Origin of the sequence: Mesorhizobium koreense, assembly GCF_031656215.1 — a bacterium.
Taxonomy (GTDB): domain Bacteria; phylum Pseudomonadota; class Alphaproteobacteria; order Rhizobiales; family Rhizobiaceae; genus Mesorhizobium_L; species Mesorhizobium_L koreense.
Map to the genome: position 1 here is coordinate 1,320,965 of NZ_CP134228.1, position 15,917 is coordinate 1,336,881.

The window sequence follows — 15,917 nt, forward strand, 5'->3', positions numbered from 1 at the left end:
CAATGGATTTGTCAATCGGACCTCACGATACTGCGGCGTCCGACGTGCCTCGCGGGAGAAGACAGTGAACAGAACCGGTCGCCATTTTCTTCAGATTCCCGGGCCCTCGCCAGTGCCCGAAGCCGTTCTCGCCGCGACTGCGCGCCAGGTCATCGACCACCGCAGTCCGGAATTCGGCGAGTTGGGGACGAGGGTTCTGACCAAGATCAGGAAGATCTTCAAGACCGGGCATGACGTCGTCATCTATCCGGCCTCGGGCACCGGGGCGTGGGAGGCAGCGCTCAGCAACACGCTGTCGCCCGGCGACAAAATCATGACTTACGAGACAGGGCACTTCGCCTCCCTATGGGCGAAACTCGCCAGGAAGATCGGGCTCGTGCCCGTTATTGCGGGAGAGAATTGGCGGGCAGGCGTGGACGCCAATGCCATCGAGGCCGAGCTTCGCAAGGATACGCAACGCGAGATCAAGGCGGTGTGCGTGGTCCACAACGAGACTTCGACGGGATCGACCACTGTGATCAAGGAGGTGCGCGACGCGATCGACGCCGCCGGCCATCCCGCGCTGCTGATGGTCGACAGCATTTCCGGCCTGGCTTCCGCCGACCTGCGCATGGACGAATGGGGTGTCGATGTGGTCGTGGCAGGGTCGCAGAAAGGATTGATGCTGCCCCCCGGCCTTTCTTTCAACGCCGTCGGCCCAAAGGCGCTGGCTGCTTCCAAATCATCGGGCATCCGTCGTTCCTATTGGGACTGGGGCGAGATGCTGGCCATGAACAGGACCGGCTATTTCCCCTATACGCCGGCGACCAACCTGTTGTTCGGCCTCGATACCGCGATCGATATGCTGCTGGCCGAGGGGCTGGAAAACGTGTTTGCCCGCCATAAGCGCATGGGAGAGGCGACACGCCGTGCGGTCCAGTCCTGGGGGCTGGAAAACCTTTGCGCATCTCCGCGCCATTTTTCGCCCGTGCTCACGACCGTGATGATGCCCGAAGGCCATAGCGCCGATGCCTTCCGGCGCAAGGTTCTGGAGAATTTCAACATGTCGCTCGGGTCCGGCCTGTCCAAGGTCGCCGATCGCGTGTTCCGTATCGGCCATCTGGGAGAGATCAACGAACTGACGCTGGTCGGCACGCTGGCCGGCTGTGAGATGGGCTTCGAACTGGCCGGCGTCCCCCATCAGAAGGGCGGCGTCGACACGGCCATGCGCTATCTCGCGGAAACGAGCGCGGCATAGACGCTGGATCTCCCGTCGCTTCCTACGCATGCCTGCCTGTGTCGTCGATCAAACCCACGCTGAAAGCTTGGCGATCTGAAACGCGTGAAATGGAGACTGCTAGATGATTGATACGAAATTACTGGAATTGAGCGATGCACGCGCCGTCCTCGAGGCTGCCAAGCAGGAGGCCGCTGCGAATGGCTGGAAGGTAAGCGTGTCGGTAGTCGATGCCGGCGGCTATCCCATCCTGTTTGAACGCATGGACGGGGCCGCGCCGGCGACTGCCCGCATCGCCTTCGAAAAATCACGTACGGCAGCGATCTTCCGTGGCCCGACCGGACCCATGGAAGACCGCATCGCCGGGCGCCTGGCGATGCTGGCGTTGCCGGGCATCACACCGGTAATGGGCGGCGTCCCTCTCGTAGCCGGAGGCCAAACCGTGGGCGGCATCGGGATATCGGGCCTGGCGCCTCAGCAGGATCATCAGGTTGCGGAGGCAGGTGCCAAGGCCGTCAGGTAGACCGGTTGCGGGCCGGTGCCGCGCCGGTATCGGTCTGAATCAGCTCGTCCAGGAACCGGATGATGTGGATGGCATCCCGGCCTGCACCGTCGTGGATCTGGTGCCGGCAGCTCGTGCCGTTGGCAACGATCACGTCATCGGGTCCCGTCTTTCGGACCTCCGGCAGCAAGGTCAGTTCGCCCATCGCCATCGACACGTCGATGGTTTCGGCACCGTAGCCGAAGGCCCCCGCCATGCCGCAACAACTTGAATCGATCACGCGCACGTCCAGCCCCGGTATCGCTCCCAGCAATTTCTCGAGTGGAGCCAGCGCGTCCATAGACTTTTGATGACAATGCCCGTGGACGCGGGCAACCCTGCCGCCCTGATCGCGGATTCCGAGCAAGTCGGCGATGCGCCCAGCGTCGGGTGCAAGCAGTTCGTCGAACAGTAGGCTCGCTTCGGCCAGTGCCTTGAAATCCTCGGGGGGCAGCAGGCTTTCATATTCGTCGCGAAATGTGAGAAGGCATGACGGCTCCAGCCCGACAATGCGTGCGCCGGCGCGAACATAGGGAAGCAGCATCGCGGCGCTCCGCTCCGCTTCCTTGCGCGCCTCTTCGACCATGCCGGCAGACAGGAACGTCCGGCCGCAGCAAGGCCCCCGCCCCCCGTCGGCCGCTTGTGCATGATGAACCCGATAGCCGGCAGCGCCCAGCACGCGCACCGCGGCATCGAGGTTCTCGGCCTCGAAATGGCTGTTGAACGTATCGGCGAACAGCACGATGTCCCGGCCGTCGCCGGCCACCGGCCCGGCGGATGTGCGGGACGGAGCATCCCATGTGCGTCTCCAGACAGGGAGGGTTCGGCGCGCGCTGAAGCCCAGCATCCGCTCGGACAGTTTGGCTGCAAACGGCACCCGGTTCCGCAAATTGATCAGCGGCGCTAGACGCCCGGCGTGTCTCGCATAACGCGGAAGGTAGGCGATCAGCCGCTCGCGCAGCGGTAGTCCGTGCCGTTCGTAATATTGGTGCAGGAATTCGATCTTGAGCTTGGCCATGTCGACTCCGGTCGGGCATTCCCGCCGGCAGCCTTTGCAGGAGACGCAGAGATCCAGAGAGGCTTTCATCTCCGCGGAAGTAAAGGCGTCTGCCCCCAACTGACCCGACATGGCGAGGCGGAGGGCGTTGGCTCTCCCGCGCGTGACATGCCGCTCGTCGCGCATGACCCGGTACGACGGGCACATGGTACCGCCCGAAAGCTTGCGGCATGTCCCGTTATTGTTGCACATTTCGACAGCGCCGCCGAAGCCGCCAAAGGCGGACCAGTCCAGAATGGGCGTCGCGGGCTCGGTAACGCGATAGGATGGAGCAAATCGCATGAGCGAGCGGTCGTCCATCTTGAACGGGCGGACGATCTTGCCCGGGTTGAGCCGGTTATTCGGGTCGAAACCCTGCTTTACGGCCTCGAAAACAGCCGTCATCCTCCTGCCGAACATCGGCTCGATGAACTCGGATCTCGAGATACCGTCGCCATGCTCTCCCGAGAAGGATCCCTTGAATCTCTTGACCATATCGCAGGCTGTCTCTGCAAGGGCACGCATGGTTGCAATATCCGCAACGTCCTTCATATCGAGGATAGGGCGGACGTGGAGGCAGCCGACGGACGCATGCGCGTACCAGGTGCCACGTATGCCATTGCGTGCAAAGAGCTCCGTCATAGCATCCGTATAGTCGGCGAGGTGTTCAAGCGGGACGGCGCAATCCTCGATAAAGGAGACCGGCTTTCGGTCGCCTCGCATCGACATCATGATGTTGAGACACGCTTCCCGCATGCCCCAAACGAGCTTTTGACTGTCGGGCTGGGTTATTTCGACAACGGCATCGGGAAAGCCGAGGTCCGCCATGCATTCGTCAAGGCGCTGCAGATCGATAGCCAGGGATGCCTCGTCCGCCCCGGCGAATTCGACCAGCAGAAGGCAATCGGGCGTACCACGCGTGATCGCGGCCAATGTGTTGCGAAACAGCGGAATGTCGCGGCCAAGCGTAAGGATGTTGTTGTCCACCAGTTCGACCGCCGTCGGCCCCAGATCGACGAGGCTGGCGGTCGCTTCCATGGCCGAGCGGAAGCTCGGAAAATGACATACCCCCATCACCCGCCCGGCAGGCAGCCGCGCCAGCTTCAACGTCAGTTCGGTCGTCACCGAAAGTGTGCCTTCGGACCCGACCAGCAATCCCGCGGGGTTCGCGGGCTTCCTGATCAGTTCGTCGAGATTGTAGCCGCCGACCCGCCTCTGGACCTTCGGGAAGGTGCGCTCGATCTCCCCGGCTTCGGCATGGGCGACCGCGAGCAGCCGTTCCAGGGTATCGGCGATACGGCCGTGCACGCTTGAGGCGCTCGGGGAGCGTCCGAAGCGGAAAAGTTCCCCCTCCGCATCGACAGCTTCGATGGCCAGCACGTTGTCGACCATCTTTCCATAGCGCATCGAGCGGGCGCCCGAGGAATTATTCCCGGCCATGCCGCCTAACGTGCAGCGACTGGCGGTCGATGGCTCCACCGGGAAGAAAAGCCCATGTCGGCGCACTACGCTGTTCAACTGTTCCAGAACAGTGCCAGGACGAACGATCACCGTCCCGGCTTCCAGATCAAGGTCGAGGATGCCGCTGAAATGCCTGCTCATGTCGAGCACCAATCCCGCGCCGATCGGCTGGCCGTTCTGCGAGGTTCCCGCGCCGCGCGCTATGATCGGGACACCGAACTCGGCTGCAGCCCCCAGACAGGCCTGCACGTCGGCCACATCGCGGGGGAAGACGACGCCCACCGGAAAAATCTGATAGATCGATGCGTCGGTCGCGTAGAGGCCTCTCGTCAGCGCGTCGAACTTGACTTCTCCACGAACATCGCGAGCCAGCCGGCGCTCCAAACCGACGTGCCGCGTCCCAATGCCGACCCTGGCTTCGCTCATGATTACCCCAAAGACACTAGAAGCGGCTGTCCGCACACCGGAAAGGCTCGATCCGGCATATCATCGCCTGTCGAGAAGCACGTCGCGCGCAAGCCGGATGTTGAAGGCGATGATCGCATCTGCGGCCTTGCCTGCCCGGCCCGGATCACCCGCAGCAATGGCTCTCGCCAGTTCTCCGTGCAATCCCGCCGTCTCGCTAAAATCGGTTCGATGACGATGCCGGAAATAGAAGCGCCGGGACTGTCCCTGAAGCAGGCCCGACATCCTTGCAAGGTAGACATTGCCCGACGCTTCGCAGAGGAGCCCGTTGAACTCACGGTCGACGTGCATGAAGAGCCGTTCGTCGGCAACGCTTCGTGCTTCATCGAACAGGACCGCAATTTCAGCGATGCGCATCCGCTGGCTATCCGACGCTCGCGACGAAACGATATCCGCAATCAACACATCAAGCGGCCTGCGCGCTTCCATCAGCTTCAGATAGTCGTCGACCGTAATGTCGGAGACCAGGACTCCCCGCTGAGGCAGTATCTGGACAAGACCCTCCCCTGCCAAACGCTGCAAGGCCTCGCGAACGGGCGTTCGCCCCATCCCCAACAACTCAGCGAGTGCTCCTTCGGAGAGAGCCTTGCCGGCCGGAAGCTCGCCGACGACAATCTTTTCCTCGATGGTCTGATAGGCTCGTTCGGAAAGCGGCACCTCGCCGCGCGTGCCCCTCGCCTTGCGCCTACTCGGCATTCGAACCCCGATATCCCTGTCGCTGCCTCGGCTGGTATCAGCCTCTTTACGGGTCGCGTTCACCGCCGCGACCATATCCGCCTGTACCATCATCCTCAATGGCCTTGTCATTTGACGACCACTAACATATTTGTAGTCGCTTAGTGAAGTGTCCTATCGGCAGAAGGCGATCGACATGGCCGGCGATGCGCGAGGAACCATTGAACGCAGCTTCGATGCGCTGGTCGTCGGCGGCGGGGCAGCGGGCGTCGCCGCCGCCGTGACGGCGGCGCGGGCGGGTTTGAGCGTCTGCCTGATTGAGCGCTACGGTTTCTGTGGAGGCGGCGCGGTCGCCGGTCTCTCGGGCACTATCTGCGGTCTTTACGAGGCCAGCGACGACAACGAAGCGGAACCGCGCAAGGTGGTCCACGGCTTCGTGGACGAATTCATCTTCGAACTCGAACGGCGCGGCGGGCTGACCGCTCCCGTGCGCTACGGCAAGACATATACGCGCGTTCACGATCCGCTCGTCTGGCGCGAGACCGCAGACAAGTTCCTGGCGGATTCCGGCGTGGAGGTCCTGTTCCACACAACCGTGACCGGCGTCATCCAGGACGGGGACCGCCTGCTCGGCGTAGAGGCCTATAGCAAGGAAGGCACGCTTCGACTGCGCGCCGGCATTACGATCGATGCTAGCGGCGACGCCGATGTGGTCGCGATGGCCGGCCTTGGGAGCTTCGTCGGAGCCGATGGCCAGGTACAGAACCCGACAATGATTTTCCGGCTGATGGGCGTCGACACGGACCGTTTGTTCGGCGCCTATGGCAAAGACACGATCATGCCCGCTGAGATCACGGATTTGATCGCCACCCAGAACCGTTCTGGCCGATACAGCCTGCCCAGGACGAAAATCTGGGTGTTTCCAACGACCCGGCCGAACGAACTGCTGTGCAACTGCACGCGTATCATCGGGTCGGACGGCCGTGCGCTCAACACGCTCTATGCGCGGGACTTCACGGAGGCTGAAGTTCTCGGTCGCAAGCAGGTGCGCGAATATGCCCGCTTCTTCCACGACCATGTCACGGGCTGCGAGCAGAGCTTCGTCAATGATACCGGCGTCCAGGTCGGCATACGTCAAACGCGCCAGGGCCTCGGACGCTACGTGCTGAAGAACGAGGATGTGCTGACCAGCGCGAAATTCTCCGACGGTATCGCCCGCTCGCCATGGCCGATCGAGCTGCATGCGGGCGAAAAGCCGCGTGTGCACTGGTTGCTGAATGACTTCTACGAGGTGCCGTATCGATGCTTCATCCCCGAGCGCGGCGATGGGTTGCTATTCGCGGGCCGCTGTCTTTCGGCCGAGCATGAGGCGGTGGCCTCGGCGCGGGTTACCGCGCAGTGCTTTTCCTACGGCCAAGCCATAGGCCACGCCGCCTCGATCGCGGTCGACGAGCAGATTCCTGCAAGCAGCATCGAAGGCTCGCGCATCAGGATGGGCCTCAACAGAATGGGAGCCAGGCTCGATGAGTAGAACGAGGCGGCCGATCCGCAGCAATTTCGAGCCGGGCAGTACGCGGTGGGCCGTGCGCCGCGCCCAGTGGATCGCGATGGGTATCGACGAGAAGGATTTCTCCAAACCGAAGGTCGCAATCGTCAACACGTCGAGCAAACTGTCCGTCTGCTACCAGCATCTGGACAGGCTTGCGGCGCGAGTTGAAACGGCAATCCGCGACAGCGGTGGGCTGCCCTTCGAGGTTCGCACGGCCGCGTCATCCGATTTCGTCACCAGTGCGGGCCGGCAAGGCCGGTATCTCATGCCGACGCGCGATCTCATGTCGTTCGACGTAGAGGTTCAGATCGAGGGTGCGGAACTGGACGGGATGGTCCTTCTGTCGTCCTGCGACAAGACCACGCCTGCACATCTGATGGCGGCCGCGCGTCTCGACATCCCTTCGATCGTAGTGGCTTGTGGCTACCAGCTCGGTGGCAGCTGTGGCGGAAAATCGGTCGATATCGAGACGCTCTACAATTCCGTCGGCAGCTACAAGGCGGGCGAGATCGACCTTGAGCAACTCACCGAGATGAGCCGCGTGGCGATCATGGGCCCCGGTGTATGCGCCGGCCTCGCTACCGCGAATTCCATGCATGTCATGGCCGAGGCGCTCGGCATGACTTTGCCGGGTAATACCCCGATCCGCGCCAGCTCGGATCGGTTGAACGAGATCTGCAACGCTGCCGGACGCCGCATTATGGAAATGGTGGAAGAGGATCTAAGACCTCGCGACATCCTGACGCCCCCGGCTTTCCGCAATGCCGTCCGTATAGCCGTGGCCCTGGGTGCCTCGGTCAATGTGGTGCGCCATCTGGCAGCGATCGCGCAAGAGGCCGAACTCGAGCTCGATGTCGTCGCAGAGGTGGAAAAGGCGGCGGCCCAAACACCGCTGATCGCCCGGATACGGCCGAACGGCGGCACGCGTATCGAGGATTTCGAGGCGGCCGGCGGCTGCATGGCAGCGCTCAAGGTGCTGGAGCAGGTTTTGGAGATCGACGCGGTAACGGTGAGCGGCAAGACGATCGGCCAACTGATCTCGAGCGCGGAAACGCCGAATTCACCACATCTTGCCAGTCTGGATTTCCCTTTCTCGACAGACCCCGGCCTGGCGATCATACGCGGCTCGCTGGCTCCAGATGGCGCGGTGGTCAAGATCGCGGCTGTCCCCGATCAAACCCGCCGTTTCTCCGGAAAGGCGCGGGTGTTCGAGAACGAGGCCGACGCCATCGAGAGGCTCGCTCCAACCCATCCGCAGCATATCGAGAGAGGTGACGTCGTCGTGCTGCGCATGATGGGACCTAAAGGCGGACCCGGCACCGTGTTCGCCGCCAGCTTCATGGCCGCCTTGCAAGGCACGGACCTGGCAGGCGTCGTCGCGGTCGTCACCGACGGGGAACTGTCGGGATTGAACAGCGGCATTACCATCGGCCAGGTGATGCCGGAAGCGGCCGAAGGCGGGCCGCTGGCCTATGTCGAAAGCGGCGACGAAATCGCGATCGATCTGGGCCGGCGGACTATCGATCTGCTGGTCGATCGAGAAGAGATGGCGCGCCGCTTGCGCGTTCCACTGCGCCTGCCGGACGCTCCCCGCGGCTGGCTGTCGATATACCGTGCTACTGTCGGGCCGCTTGCGCGCGGCGCGGTAGTGGGAGACACAGTACGGCCAAAATCCGCCGGCGAGTAACGAGGCACGGGTTTCACGGCCCGAACGGCTCAGAGCAGATACGCTCCGGCAAATGCCGGGACCAAACGGAGCGCAGGCATCATTCCTTGGGGGCGGCAGATTGCCTTGCCCTCTGGCTGACGAGGTTATGGACGTGGACATGCGCACCCGTCGCTACCGGTTGCGTCAATTGCCCGATCGGTGCCCCGTATTTGTAAATCTCGCTGCCCGCAGGCAGATCGGCGAGCGCGAATTTGTGGCCAAGCGGGATCGGTCCGAGCAGAGTGACGGAGGCGACCTCATCGCCACGGCGGACGCGCACAGAGCCCGACAGGTCGCGAAGCGCGATGGCGACGTGGTCGTTTCGCGCAATCTGAACGGCATCCCAGCCGGCTTCTTCTTTCGCTGCGCTCACAACGAGGCTCCTATACGTGTAAAACACTCCGCGCCTTCGCCGACGGCCTCGCCCCAGGTGAGCGTACCGGAGGCAATCCCGATCACCTCGGCAAAAAGACGATCGGCGGCCGCATCCAGCGTTTCACGAGCTTGGAAGACGCTGCTGGCATCGAAGTCGATCTGGCTCTCCAAACGTTCCCTGGCGGTGGGATTGGCACTGATCTTGATCGTCGGCGCCAGCAGGCTGCAATAGGAGTTGCCGGGCCCTGTGGTGAACAGGATCATCTGGGTGCCCGAGGCGACGAAGCCGGTCATCGATTCAGGCGAAAAGCTCGGCCCGTCCATCAGGTAGAGGCCGGCGTGGTCCGGCGGCCCAGCGAAAGGCAGGAGGCCGGATATGGGTCGCGAGCCGGCTTTCGCTACCGCGCCCAGCGATTTCTCCTCGATCGTCGAGAGGCCACCGCGAATGTTCTCCGCGCCCGGATTGTTTCCGAGGAGATCGACGCCCGCCGCCGTGACAGCCGCCTCACGCGCGGCAACGGCGAGGACGATAGCCTCGCCGATCTCCGGTTTTGCCCCGCGATGGCGCAGGGCATGTTCGGCGCCCAGCCATTCGATCGTCTCGCCGATCACCGCCGTGCCGCCGGCATCGACCAGCCGGTCGGCAAGCGCGCCGGCGAGCGGGTTGGCGGCAAGGCCCGAACTTGCGTCGGAATGACCACATTCGAGGCCGACATAGAGTTCGGAAACGCTGACAGGCTGTCTGCGTGCCCGCGAGATTTCCCGTGCCAGCCGGGAGCCGGCCCGGATGCCCAGTTCGGCAAGCGCAAGCGCGTCCTCATGCGTATCGTCAAGCGTGACGGTTTCGACCAGCACAGGTGATCTTGCGGCAATACCGTTCGCCACCTCGTCCGCGGAGCTGCGGTCGACCCCGATGATCAGCACGGCGCCATTGTTGGCATTGGCGCCTATCCCGACCAACTGCCGGAAATGGCATTTCTTGTCGGCGCCGAATTGGCCGCGTCCGTAAGGCGTTGCAACCAGCCTGCTGCCGGGAAGGGCGGCCGCGACGCGGGCAGCGCCTGTCGCGACCAGACCGTTGATGCCGAGGACCAGAAGGTGGTTACGCGTCCCCGGCCGGCCGGATTTGCGTGGAAATCCAAGAAACGTCTTTTCAACCATGCGGCGGTTCTCGTGCTACCCCGCCCGCGCCATGCGCGGAAGCGGCGTGTCCTGCCTCAGCAGGCCCTCCTGCTTGAGTTCCAGCCAGAAATCCTCCGGTATGGCGTGCTTCATGTGGTGAAGGTTTTCCCCGACTTCCTGTGGCGAAACCATTCCGGTGGCGACACTGGCCACGATCGGATGGCCGAGTGCGAATTGAAGCGCTGCGGCTGCGAGCGGCACATCGTGCAACGCACACACTTTCTCGATGTGGCGGGTCTTGTTCAGAATTTCAGGGGTGGCATCCGCATAGAAATATCTGGCGCGAGGCTTCGCGCCGGTGGCCAGGATTCCGGAGTTGAAAGGTCCGGCGGCAACGATCGAGATGTCGCGTTTTTCGCAGACGGGGAACAGCTTTTCGAGCGGCGTCTGTTCCAGAAGCGTATAGCGACCGGCCAGCATGAAGCAGTCGAAATCACCTGTCTCGGCGAAGCGCACGAGAATGTCGGGATCATTGACGCCAACACCGATTGCCTTGACGGCGCCATCCGCGCGCAGCTTTTCCAACGCCCTGTATCCGCCTTCCATGACTTCGCGGAAACGGTCATCAATCGCGTCGCCATGCCACCTACGGTTCACGTCATGAATGTAGAGCATGTCGACGGCTGCCATACCCAGCCGCTGGCAGCTATCATCCACCGAGCGCATGATACCGTCATAGCTGTAGTCATAGACGATCTCGAAGGGCAGCGTCTCGCGGAACATCGATTCCTGCGGACGGCCGGAGGTAGCCGGCTTGAGCAGCCGGCCGACTTTCGTGGAGAGCACGAAATCCTTCGGCCTGCCACGGAAAGCTTCGCCCAATCGATGTTCGGCAAGCCCGGTGCCGTAGAAAGGCGCGACATCGAAATAGGTGACGCCGCCGTCGCGGGCAGCGCGTACCGCCTGATGCGCCTGCTCATCGGGCACCTTGTCGAACAGCCCTCCGATCGGCCCGCAGCCGAAGCCGAGGACCGTGACCTCCAGGCCGGTGCGGCCGATGCGTCTCTTTTCCATTCCGTTCCGTCCGACCTAGCGCGCCATCCGCACCTTCACCCCGGCTTGCTCCTCGCGCAAGCGCAGGACAGCGCTGACATCGAGGCTGGCAAGCCCGTTGGTCGAAGCCTGCTTCAGCACATCGAACGCCGCTGATCCAACCGGCGTCTCGACGCCGAGCGACTTCGCCATCTGAACCGCCAGCCGGTGATCCTTTTCGGCCAGCCGCACCATGAAGCCGAGCGAGAAATCGTCGGCGAGCGCCTTCTTCGGCAGCGACACACCGAGCTGGTTGTTCCAGGCCATGGTGGTCCGCATCACCGACATCATCGTCTCCAGGCTAAGGCCGGCTTTGATGCCCATGACAAGCGCTTCGCTGGTCGCCGAGAGGATGGTGTTGGCAAGGAAATTGTTGGCGAGTTTCATCGCCTCGCCCATGCCAAGTTCGCCGCAGTAGAAATAGTCCGTTCCCATGCAGTCGAGGACGGGCCGCACCTCATCGACCACCTTGGGGTCGCCGCCGACAATCAGCGTCAGCGTCCCAGCAATGGCGTGGTCGGCAGTCTTGCCGACCGGGCTGTCCACCATGGCGATACCGCGCTCGGCGAGCGCCTTGCCGATTTTTCTGGTGTAAGCCGGGTCGATCGTGCTCATGTCGATCACCACCGCGCCCGGTTTCAGGCCGTGAATGGCACCGTCTTCGCCAAGGATAGCGTGCTCCACATCGGGACCATCCGGCAGCATGGTGATCAGCACATCTACGCCTTCCGCCGCTTTTTTCGGGGAGCCGGCAGTGGTGCCGCCGGCTCCTGCAAGCTTTTCCAGGGCGTCGGGATTGAGGTCGAAGCCCTTCACGGGGAAACCCTTCTTCAGCACGTTCCGTGCCATCGGTCCGCCCATGGTGCCCAAACCGACAAATCCGATTTTCTTCATGTTCGACGCCCTTTTCCTTCAATTTCCGGCGTTGCGCTGGTTCAGTTTTCCTGTGGCCACTTCGACTGTTCCCAGACCGGCAGGCCACGCACATCGGCCACGTCCTTGGCCGTGAAGGCCGACTCGTCCGGCACCTTGCCGGAAGCCTCGTAGGCCTGCTGCATGAGAGGGGCGCCCTTCGAAATCGCCTCGTTGATCTGATCCCATGTGGTCGGCTGCGGGATGAGGCCGCCGGCGACCATGAACTTCGAGGCGGCCACGACCGCGCTGACATCGCCGCGGGTCGACCACACCCATTTGCGGGCATAGAGCACGTCGTCCTTCCATACTTTGGCGCCGAGGTCCGGCGGCAGCTCCCAGTATTTCTTGACGAGCTGCGACACATCGCCGGGATCCATCTTGACGAGCGCCTCCAGCGCCTCCTGCTGGGCACTCATGAAAGCGACCGCCAGCTTCGGTGTCTTTTCCAGCAGCTTGTTCTGCGCCATCCACATGGAGCGGTGCAGGTAGTAGCCGTCCGGGTAGAAAGGTGACTTCTTCACCGACGGGAGCAGGATGCCGGCGCCTTCGCCCTCGGGACCCTTGTAGTGGTCTTCCGTATAGCCGTAGGAATTGACGATACCGACGGTGCCGACATCCTTCTGCGCCTTTAGGAAGGCCGGATAGATGACGACGGCGGCATCGAGGCCGGTCGGCACCGTGGCGGCCTGCGCCTGGGTCGGCGTATTGACGATCTTGATGCCGTTCGCCTTGGGATCGCCTGAGCCAAGCTGGTAGAGCAGGATCTGGGAAAGGGCGTTGTAAGGATCGCCGCCGAGAAGCGCGCCGATCGTCTTCCCCTTCAGGTCCTGGACATTGCGGATGCCGCTGTCGGGGCGGGTCGCCAACACGAAGCGCAAATGGCCCTCGCCGACATTGAGAATGCTCCAGGGCTGCTTGGCTGCGATGCCGCGAATGATCGGCGTGTTCCCCCACATGCCGAGGTCTAGATTGTTGCTGACGAAGGCCTCGACCTGCGGCATCGCCGACGGATAGTCGCGCCAGTCGACCTTGAGATTGTAGCCCAGCTTGGCAGCATGCTTCTCGAAGAGTTTTTGCTGCATCATGTATTCAGTAATCGGCGAATTCGCCGCCGCCCAGGGCTGGCGGCCGACGGAGACAGATGCCTCTTCCGCCGCACGCGCGATCGAAGGCCGGTAAAGCGCCACGGCGCCGAGGCCGGCCGCGCCTGCCGCAAGCAGGGTACGCCGGTTTATGCCATTGTCTTTTCTGCGGGTCATTTCGTCTCCTCCATGTTTGGCCCTTTGGGCCGGTTTATGCTCTGACCGTGGCGGCATAGGCTTCGTCGCGTATGAGCTGCCAGATATGCTCGACGAGTTCCTGAAAGGCCGCGCTTGCCCGTACCTCCGGCTTGCGCGGGCGCGGCAGGTTGACGGTTTCGATTTCCCGGATCCTGCCGGGATGACTCCCCATCACCACGACCCGGTCGGCCAGGAACACCGCTTCGTCGATGCCGTGGGTGATGAAGACTACTGTCCGCCGCTCGGCCTCCACACCGGTCTCGCCCCAGATGCGCAGGAGTTCCTCCTGCAGGATGACTCGCGTCTGCGCGTCGAGCGCGGCGAACGGCTCGTCCATCAGGAGCACATCGGGATCGTTCGCAAGGGCGCGTGCGAAGGCACAGCGCTGACGCATGCCGCCGGAGAGCTCGTAGGGATATTTGTTTTCCGCCCCGCTCAGCGCCACCAGCTCGATGAAGTGGCGGACGCGCTCGTCCCGTTGCTGTTTGGTGAGCGTCGAGCCCTTGCGGTAGCGCGGCCCGAATTCGATGTTCTCCCGCACGGTCTTCCAGGGAAACAGCGCATAATCCTGGAAAACGACGCCGCGCTCGGCGCCTGGGCCTTCTATGAATTTGCCGTCGAGTTCGAGGCTGCCGCTGGTCGGCGCCGTGAGGCCCGCGATCATGTTGAGGATCGTGGTCTTGCCGCATCCGGAGGGCCCGACGATGCAAAGGAATTCGCCCGGCTTCACGTCGAGGTCGATGTCCTCCAGCGCGACGGTTCGCTCGCCCGTCCTCGGTAGGACGAATTCCTTGCGCACGTCGCGCAGGCGGAGCTTCGGCGCGGCGTCGTTCAGCGTTTCCATGGCATCATCCATTGTTCGAGCCGGCGCAGCCCCCGATCGATCACAAGCGCGACAAGCCCGACAGAGATCATGCACACGATGATGCCGTTCAGATCGACGCTGTAGGCGTAGAACACGAACATCATCTGGCCGATGCCGCCGGTTGAACCGCCGCCGGCCTTGGCGCCGACGGCGAGTTCGGCGGCGATGATCGAGGTCCAAGCGACGCCGAGCGCCAACCGGGCACCGACGAAGATGTAGGGAAGGGCGCCCGGCAGCACGACCGTCCGCAGGACGGTGAGGCGGTCGACACCAAGTGTACGGGCAGCGCGGACGAGCTGCGGGTCGACGCTCTTCACGCCATGGATGGTGTTGACGATCATCGGGAAGAAGGCGGCATAGCCGACGATGAAAGCGGCCGCGGGCGTTCCTGTCCCGAACCACAAAATGGCGAGAGGCAGGAGCGCTATCGGCGCGATCGATCGGAAGCTTTCCACCAGCGGGTCGATCGACCGGTCGATGGCGCGATAGGTTCCCATCAGTGCGCCGAGGACGAGCGCGAAGGCGGCGGCCCAGGCAAAGCCGGCGAGTACGCGGCCGAGGCTCTGGATCAGCGCGAGCGGAAGATCGCCGCTGCCGATAAGGTTCCACGCCGCCGCCACGACATGGGTCGGCATCGGCGTGCGCGGCGAATGCGAACCGAAGGTCACGAGCAGTTGCCAAAGGACCAGCAGTCCGACCGGGAGCACGGTCGCGCGTAGCAGCGAGGATCCGGCCAGGCGCGTCATGAGGCGTTCCTTGGCTCGGCCCAGCGCGTCAGGGAGCGCTGGAGATAACGCAGCGCCCGGTCGAACAGGTAGCCCATCAGGCCGATGAGGACGACAAAGGCGAGCACTTTCGGCGTCATCAGCAATTCCCGGTACCATTCGACCGCAAAGCCGAGGCCGGACGGCGCCCCGATCAGTTCCGCTGCGACCATCGACATCCAGCCGGCCCCGGCGGCCAGCCGCGCGCCGACGAGGATGCCGGGGAGTGCGGCGGGAATGATCACCTGCGTCAGAATTGTTGTCCTGCCGACGCCGAGTGTACGCGCTGCGTTCAAATAAGAGCGGTCGACGGAGCGCACGGCCGTGATCGTGTTGACAAGGAGCGGGAAGAAGGCGCCGTAGAACATGATCGCCGTCGGCAGTGCGTCGCCAATGCCGAGGATGAACAGGCCGAGCGGGATCCAGGCGATGCCCGAGATCGGCCGCAGCAATTCCATCGTGGGATCGATCATCTCGAAGAGGGTGCGGTTGAGGCCCATGGCGAAGCCGAGCGGCACCGCGATCACCCCTGCGAGCAGGAAGCTGAGGACGAGGCGGCTGACGCTGACGACGACATTGGTCACCATCTCGCCGGTGCCGGCCAGTTCCACGAAGCTTTGGCCGACATCGATGGGCGTCGGCAGGAGGATGGGATTGCCTATCCACATTGCCGCCGCCTGCCAGACGAGCAGGAAAACGACCATCGTACGCAGGTAGACGGCGACCTCTAACACCGCGCTCCACGCGCGACCCGTGCTATGGGCCGGCGTCCGGCGCGGTCCGGCCGGTATGCCTCTTCCGCTGAAAGCATCTGCCTTCACCGACGAAACCTCCCGAAATCCCGTCAATGTTG

14 protein-coding genes are annotated in these 15,917 nt (G+C 63.2%); 4 read left to right on the forward strand and 10 right to left on the reverse strand.

The genetic code is table 11. From position 1 onward, the window contains the following. The first annotated feature begins 64 nt into the window (after positions 1 to 64). Positions 65 to 1,237 (forward strand): pyridoxal-phosphate-dependent aminotransferase family protein, encoded by a 1,173-nt coding sequence (locus RBH77_RS06385; protein WP_311031292.1) that lies wholly within the window; start codon positions 65 to 67, stop codon positions 1,235 to 1,237. Positions 1,238 to 1,340: 103 nt separating this feature from the next. Then, positions 1,341 to 1,739: a GlcG/HbpS family heme-binding protein gene (locus RBH77_RS06390; RefSeq protein ID WP_311031293.1), complete on the forward strand. Its 399-nt coding sequence runs from the start codon at positions 1,341 to 1,343 to the stop codon at positions 1,737 to 1,739. Here the strand turns inward: RBH77_RS06390 and RBH77_RS06395 are convergent. After that, on the reverse strand, positions 1,732 to 4,680 hold the full coding sequence (locus RBH77_RS06395) for an FAD-binding and (Fe-S)-binding domain-containing protein (protein WP_311032444.1): 2,949 nt from the start codon (positions 4,678 to 4,680) through the stop codon (positions 1,732 to 1,734). The genes RBH77_RS06390 and RBH77_RS06395 overlap by 8 nt on opposite strands. Positions 4,681 to 4,740: 60 nt before the next feature. After that, positions 4,741 to 5,415 carry a GntR family transcriptional regulator gene (locus RBH77_RS06400; protein ID WP_311031294.1) on the reverse strand — a complete coding sequence of 225 codons (675 nt, stop codon included), beginning with the start codon at positions 5,413 to 5,415 and terminating at the stop codon, positions 4,741 to 4,743. Between the two features lie 175 nt (positions 5,416 to 5,590). On the opposite strand from RBH77_RS06400, the gene RBH77_RS06405 reads away from it, so the two are divergent. Together RBH77_RS06405 and ilvD are read left to right on the forward strand one after the other, a co-directional pair. Next, on the forward strand, positions 5,591 to 6,925 hold the full coding sequence (locus tag RBH77_RS06405; RefSeq protein ID WP_311031295.1) for an FAD-dependent oxidoreductase: 1,335 nt from the start codon (positions 5,591 to 5,593) through the stop codon (positions 6,923 to 6,925). After that, positions 6,918 to 8,630: a dihydroxy-acid dehydratase gene (gene ilvD / locus RBH77_RS06410; protein WP_311031296.1), complete on the forward strand. Its 1,713-nt coding sequence runs from the start codon at positions 6,918 to 6,920 to the stop codon at positions 8,628 to 8,630. Before RBH77_RS06405 ends, ilvD begins: the two co-directional genes overlap by 8 nt. Before the next feature lie 79 nt (positions 8,631 to 8,709). Here the strand turns inward: ilvD and RBH77_RS06415 are convergent, their stop codons facing one another. From RBH77_RS06415 to RBH77_RS06450, 8 genes are read right to left on the reverse strand one after another with little or no spacing between them, the layout of a single operon-like run. Then, positions 8,710 to 9,024 (reverse strand): UxaA family hydrolase, encoded by a 315-nt coding sequence (locus tag RBH77_RS06415; RefSeq protein WP_311031297.1) that lies wholly within the window; start codon positions 9,022 to 9,024, stop codon positions 8,710 to 8,712. Next, the gene (locus RBH77_RS06420; RefSeq protein WP_311031298.1) at positions 9,021 to 10,187 is read right to left on the reverse strand and encodes a UxaA family hydrolase; all 1,167 of its coding nucleotides are present in this window, start codon (positions 10,185 to 10,187) and stop codon (positions 9,021 to 9,023) included. Before RBH77_RS06420 ends, RBH77_RS06415 begins: the two co-directional genes overlap by 4 nt. A gap of 15 nt (positions 10,188 to 10,202) precedes the next feature. Further along, positions 10,203 to 11,222, reverse strand: a complete 1,020-nt coding sequence (locus tag RBH77_RS06425; RefSeq protein ID WP_311031299.1) for an aldo/keto reductase — start codon at positions 11,220 to 11,222, stop codon at positions 10,203 to 10,205. A 15-nt stretch (positions 11,223 to 11,237) separates the two neighbouring features. Next, on the reverse strand, positions 11,238 to 12,134 hold the full coding sequence (locus RBH77_RS06430; RefSeq protein WP_311031300.1) for an NAD(P)-dependent oxidoreductase: 897 nt from the start codon (positions 12,132 to 12,134) through the stop codon (positions 11,238 to 11,240). A 41-nt stretch (positions 12,135 to 12,175) separates the two neighbouring features. Continuing rightward, positions 12,176 to 13,414: an ABC transporter substrate-binding protein gene (locus RBH77_RS06435; RefSeq protein ID WP_311031301.1), complete on the reverse strand. Its 1,239-nt coding sequence runs from the start codon at positions 13,412 to 13,414 to the stop codon at positions 12,176 to 12,178. Between the two features lie 34 nt (positions 13,415 to 13,448). Then, entirely contained in the window at positions 13,449 to 14,279 is an 831-nt protein-coding gene (locus RBH77_RS06440; RefSeq protein ID WP_311031302.1) for an ABC transporter ATP-binding protein, read from the reverse strand. Next, positions 14,267 to 15,046 (reverse strand): ABC transporter permease, encoded by a 780-nt coding sequence (locus RBH77_RS06445; RefSeq protein ID WP_311031303.1) that lies wholly within the window; start codon positions 15,044 to 15,046, stop codon positions 14,267 to 14,269. The genes RBH77_RS06440 and RBH77_RS06445 overlap by 13 nt, the downstream gene beginning before the upstream one ends. Next, positions 15,043 to 15,798, reverse strand: a complete 756-nt coding sequence (locus tag RBH77_RS06450) for an ABC transporter permease (protein WP_311031304.1) — start codon at positions 15,796 to 15,798, stop codon at positions 15,043 to 15,045. Before RBH77_RS06450 ends, RBH77_RS06445 begins: the two co-directional genes overlap by 4 nt. Positions 15,799 to 15,917: the final 119 nt, after the last annotated feature.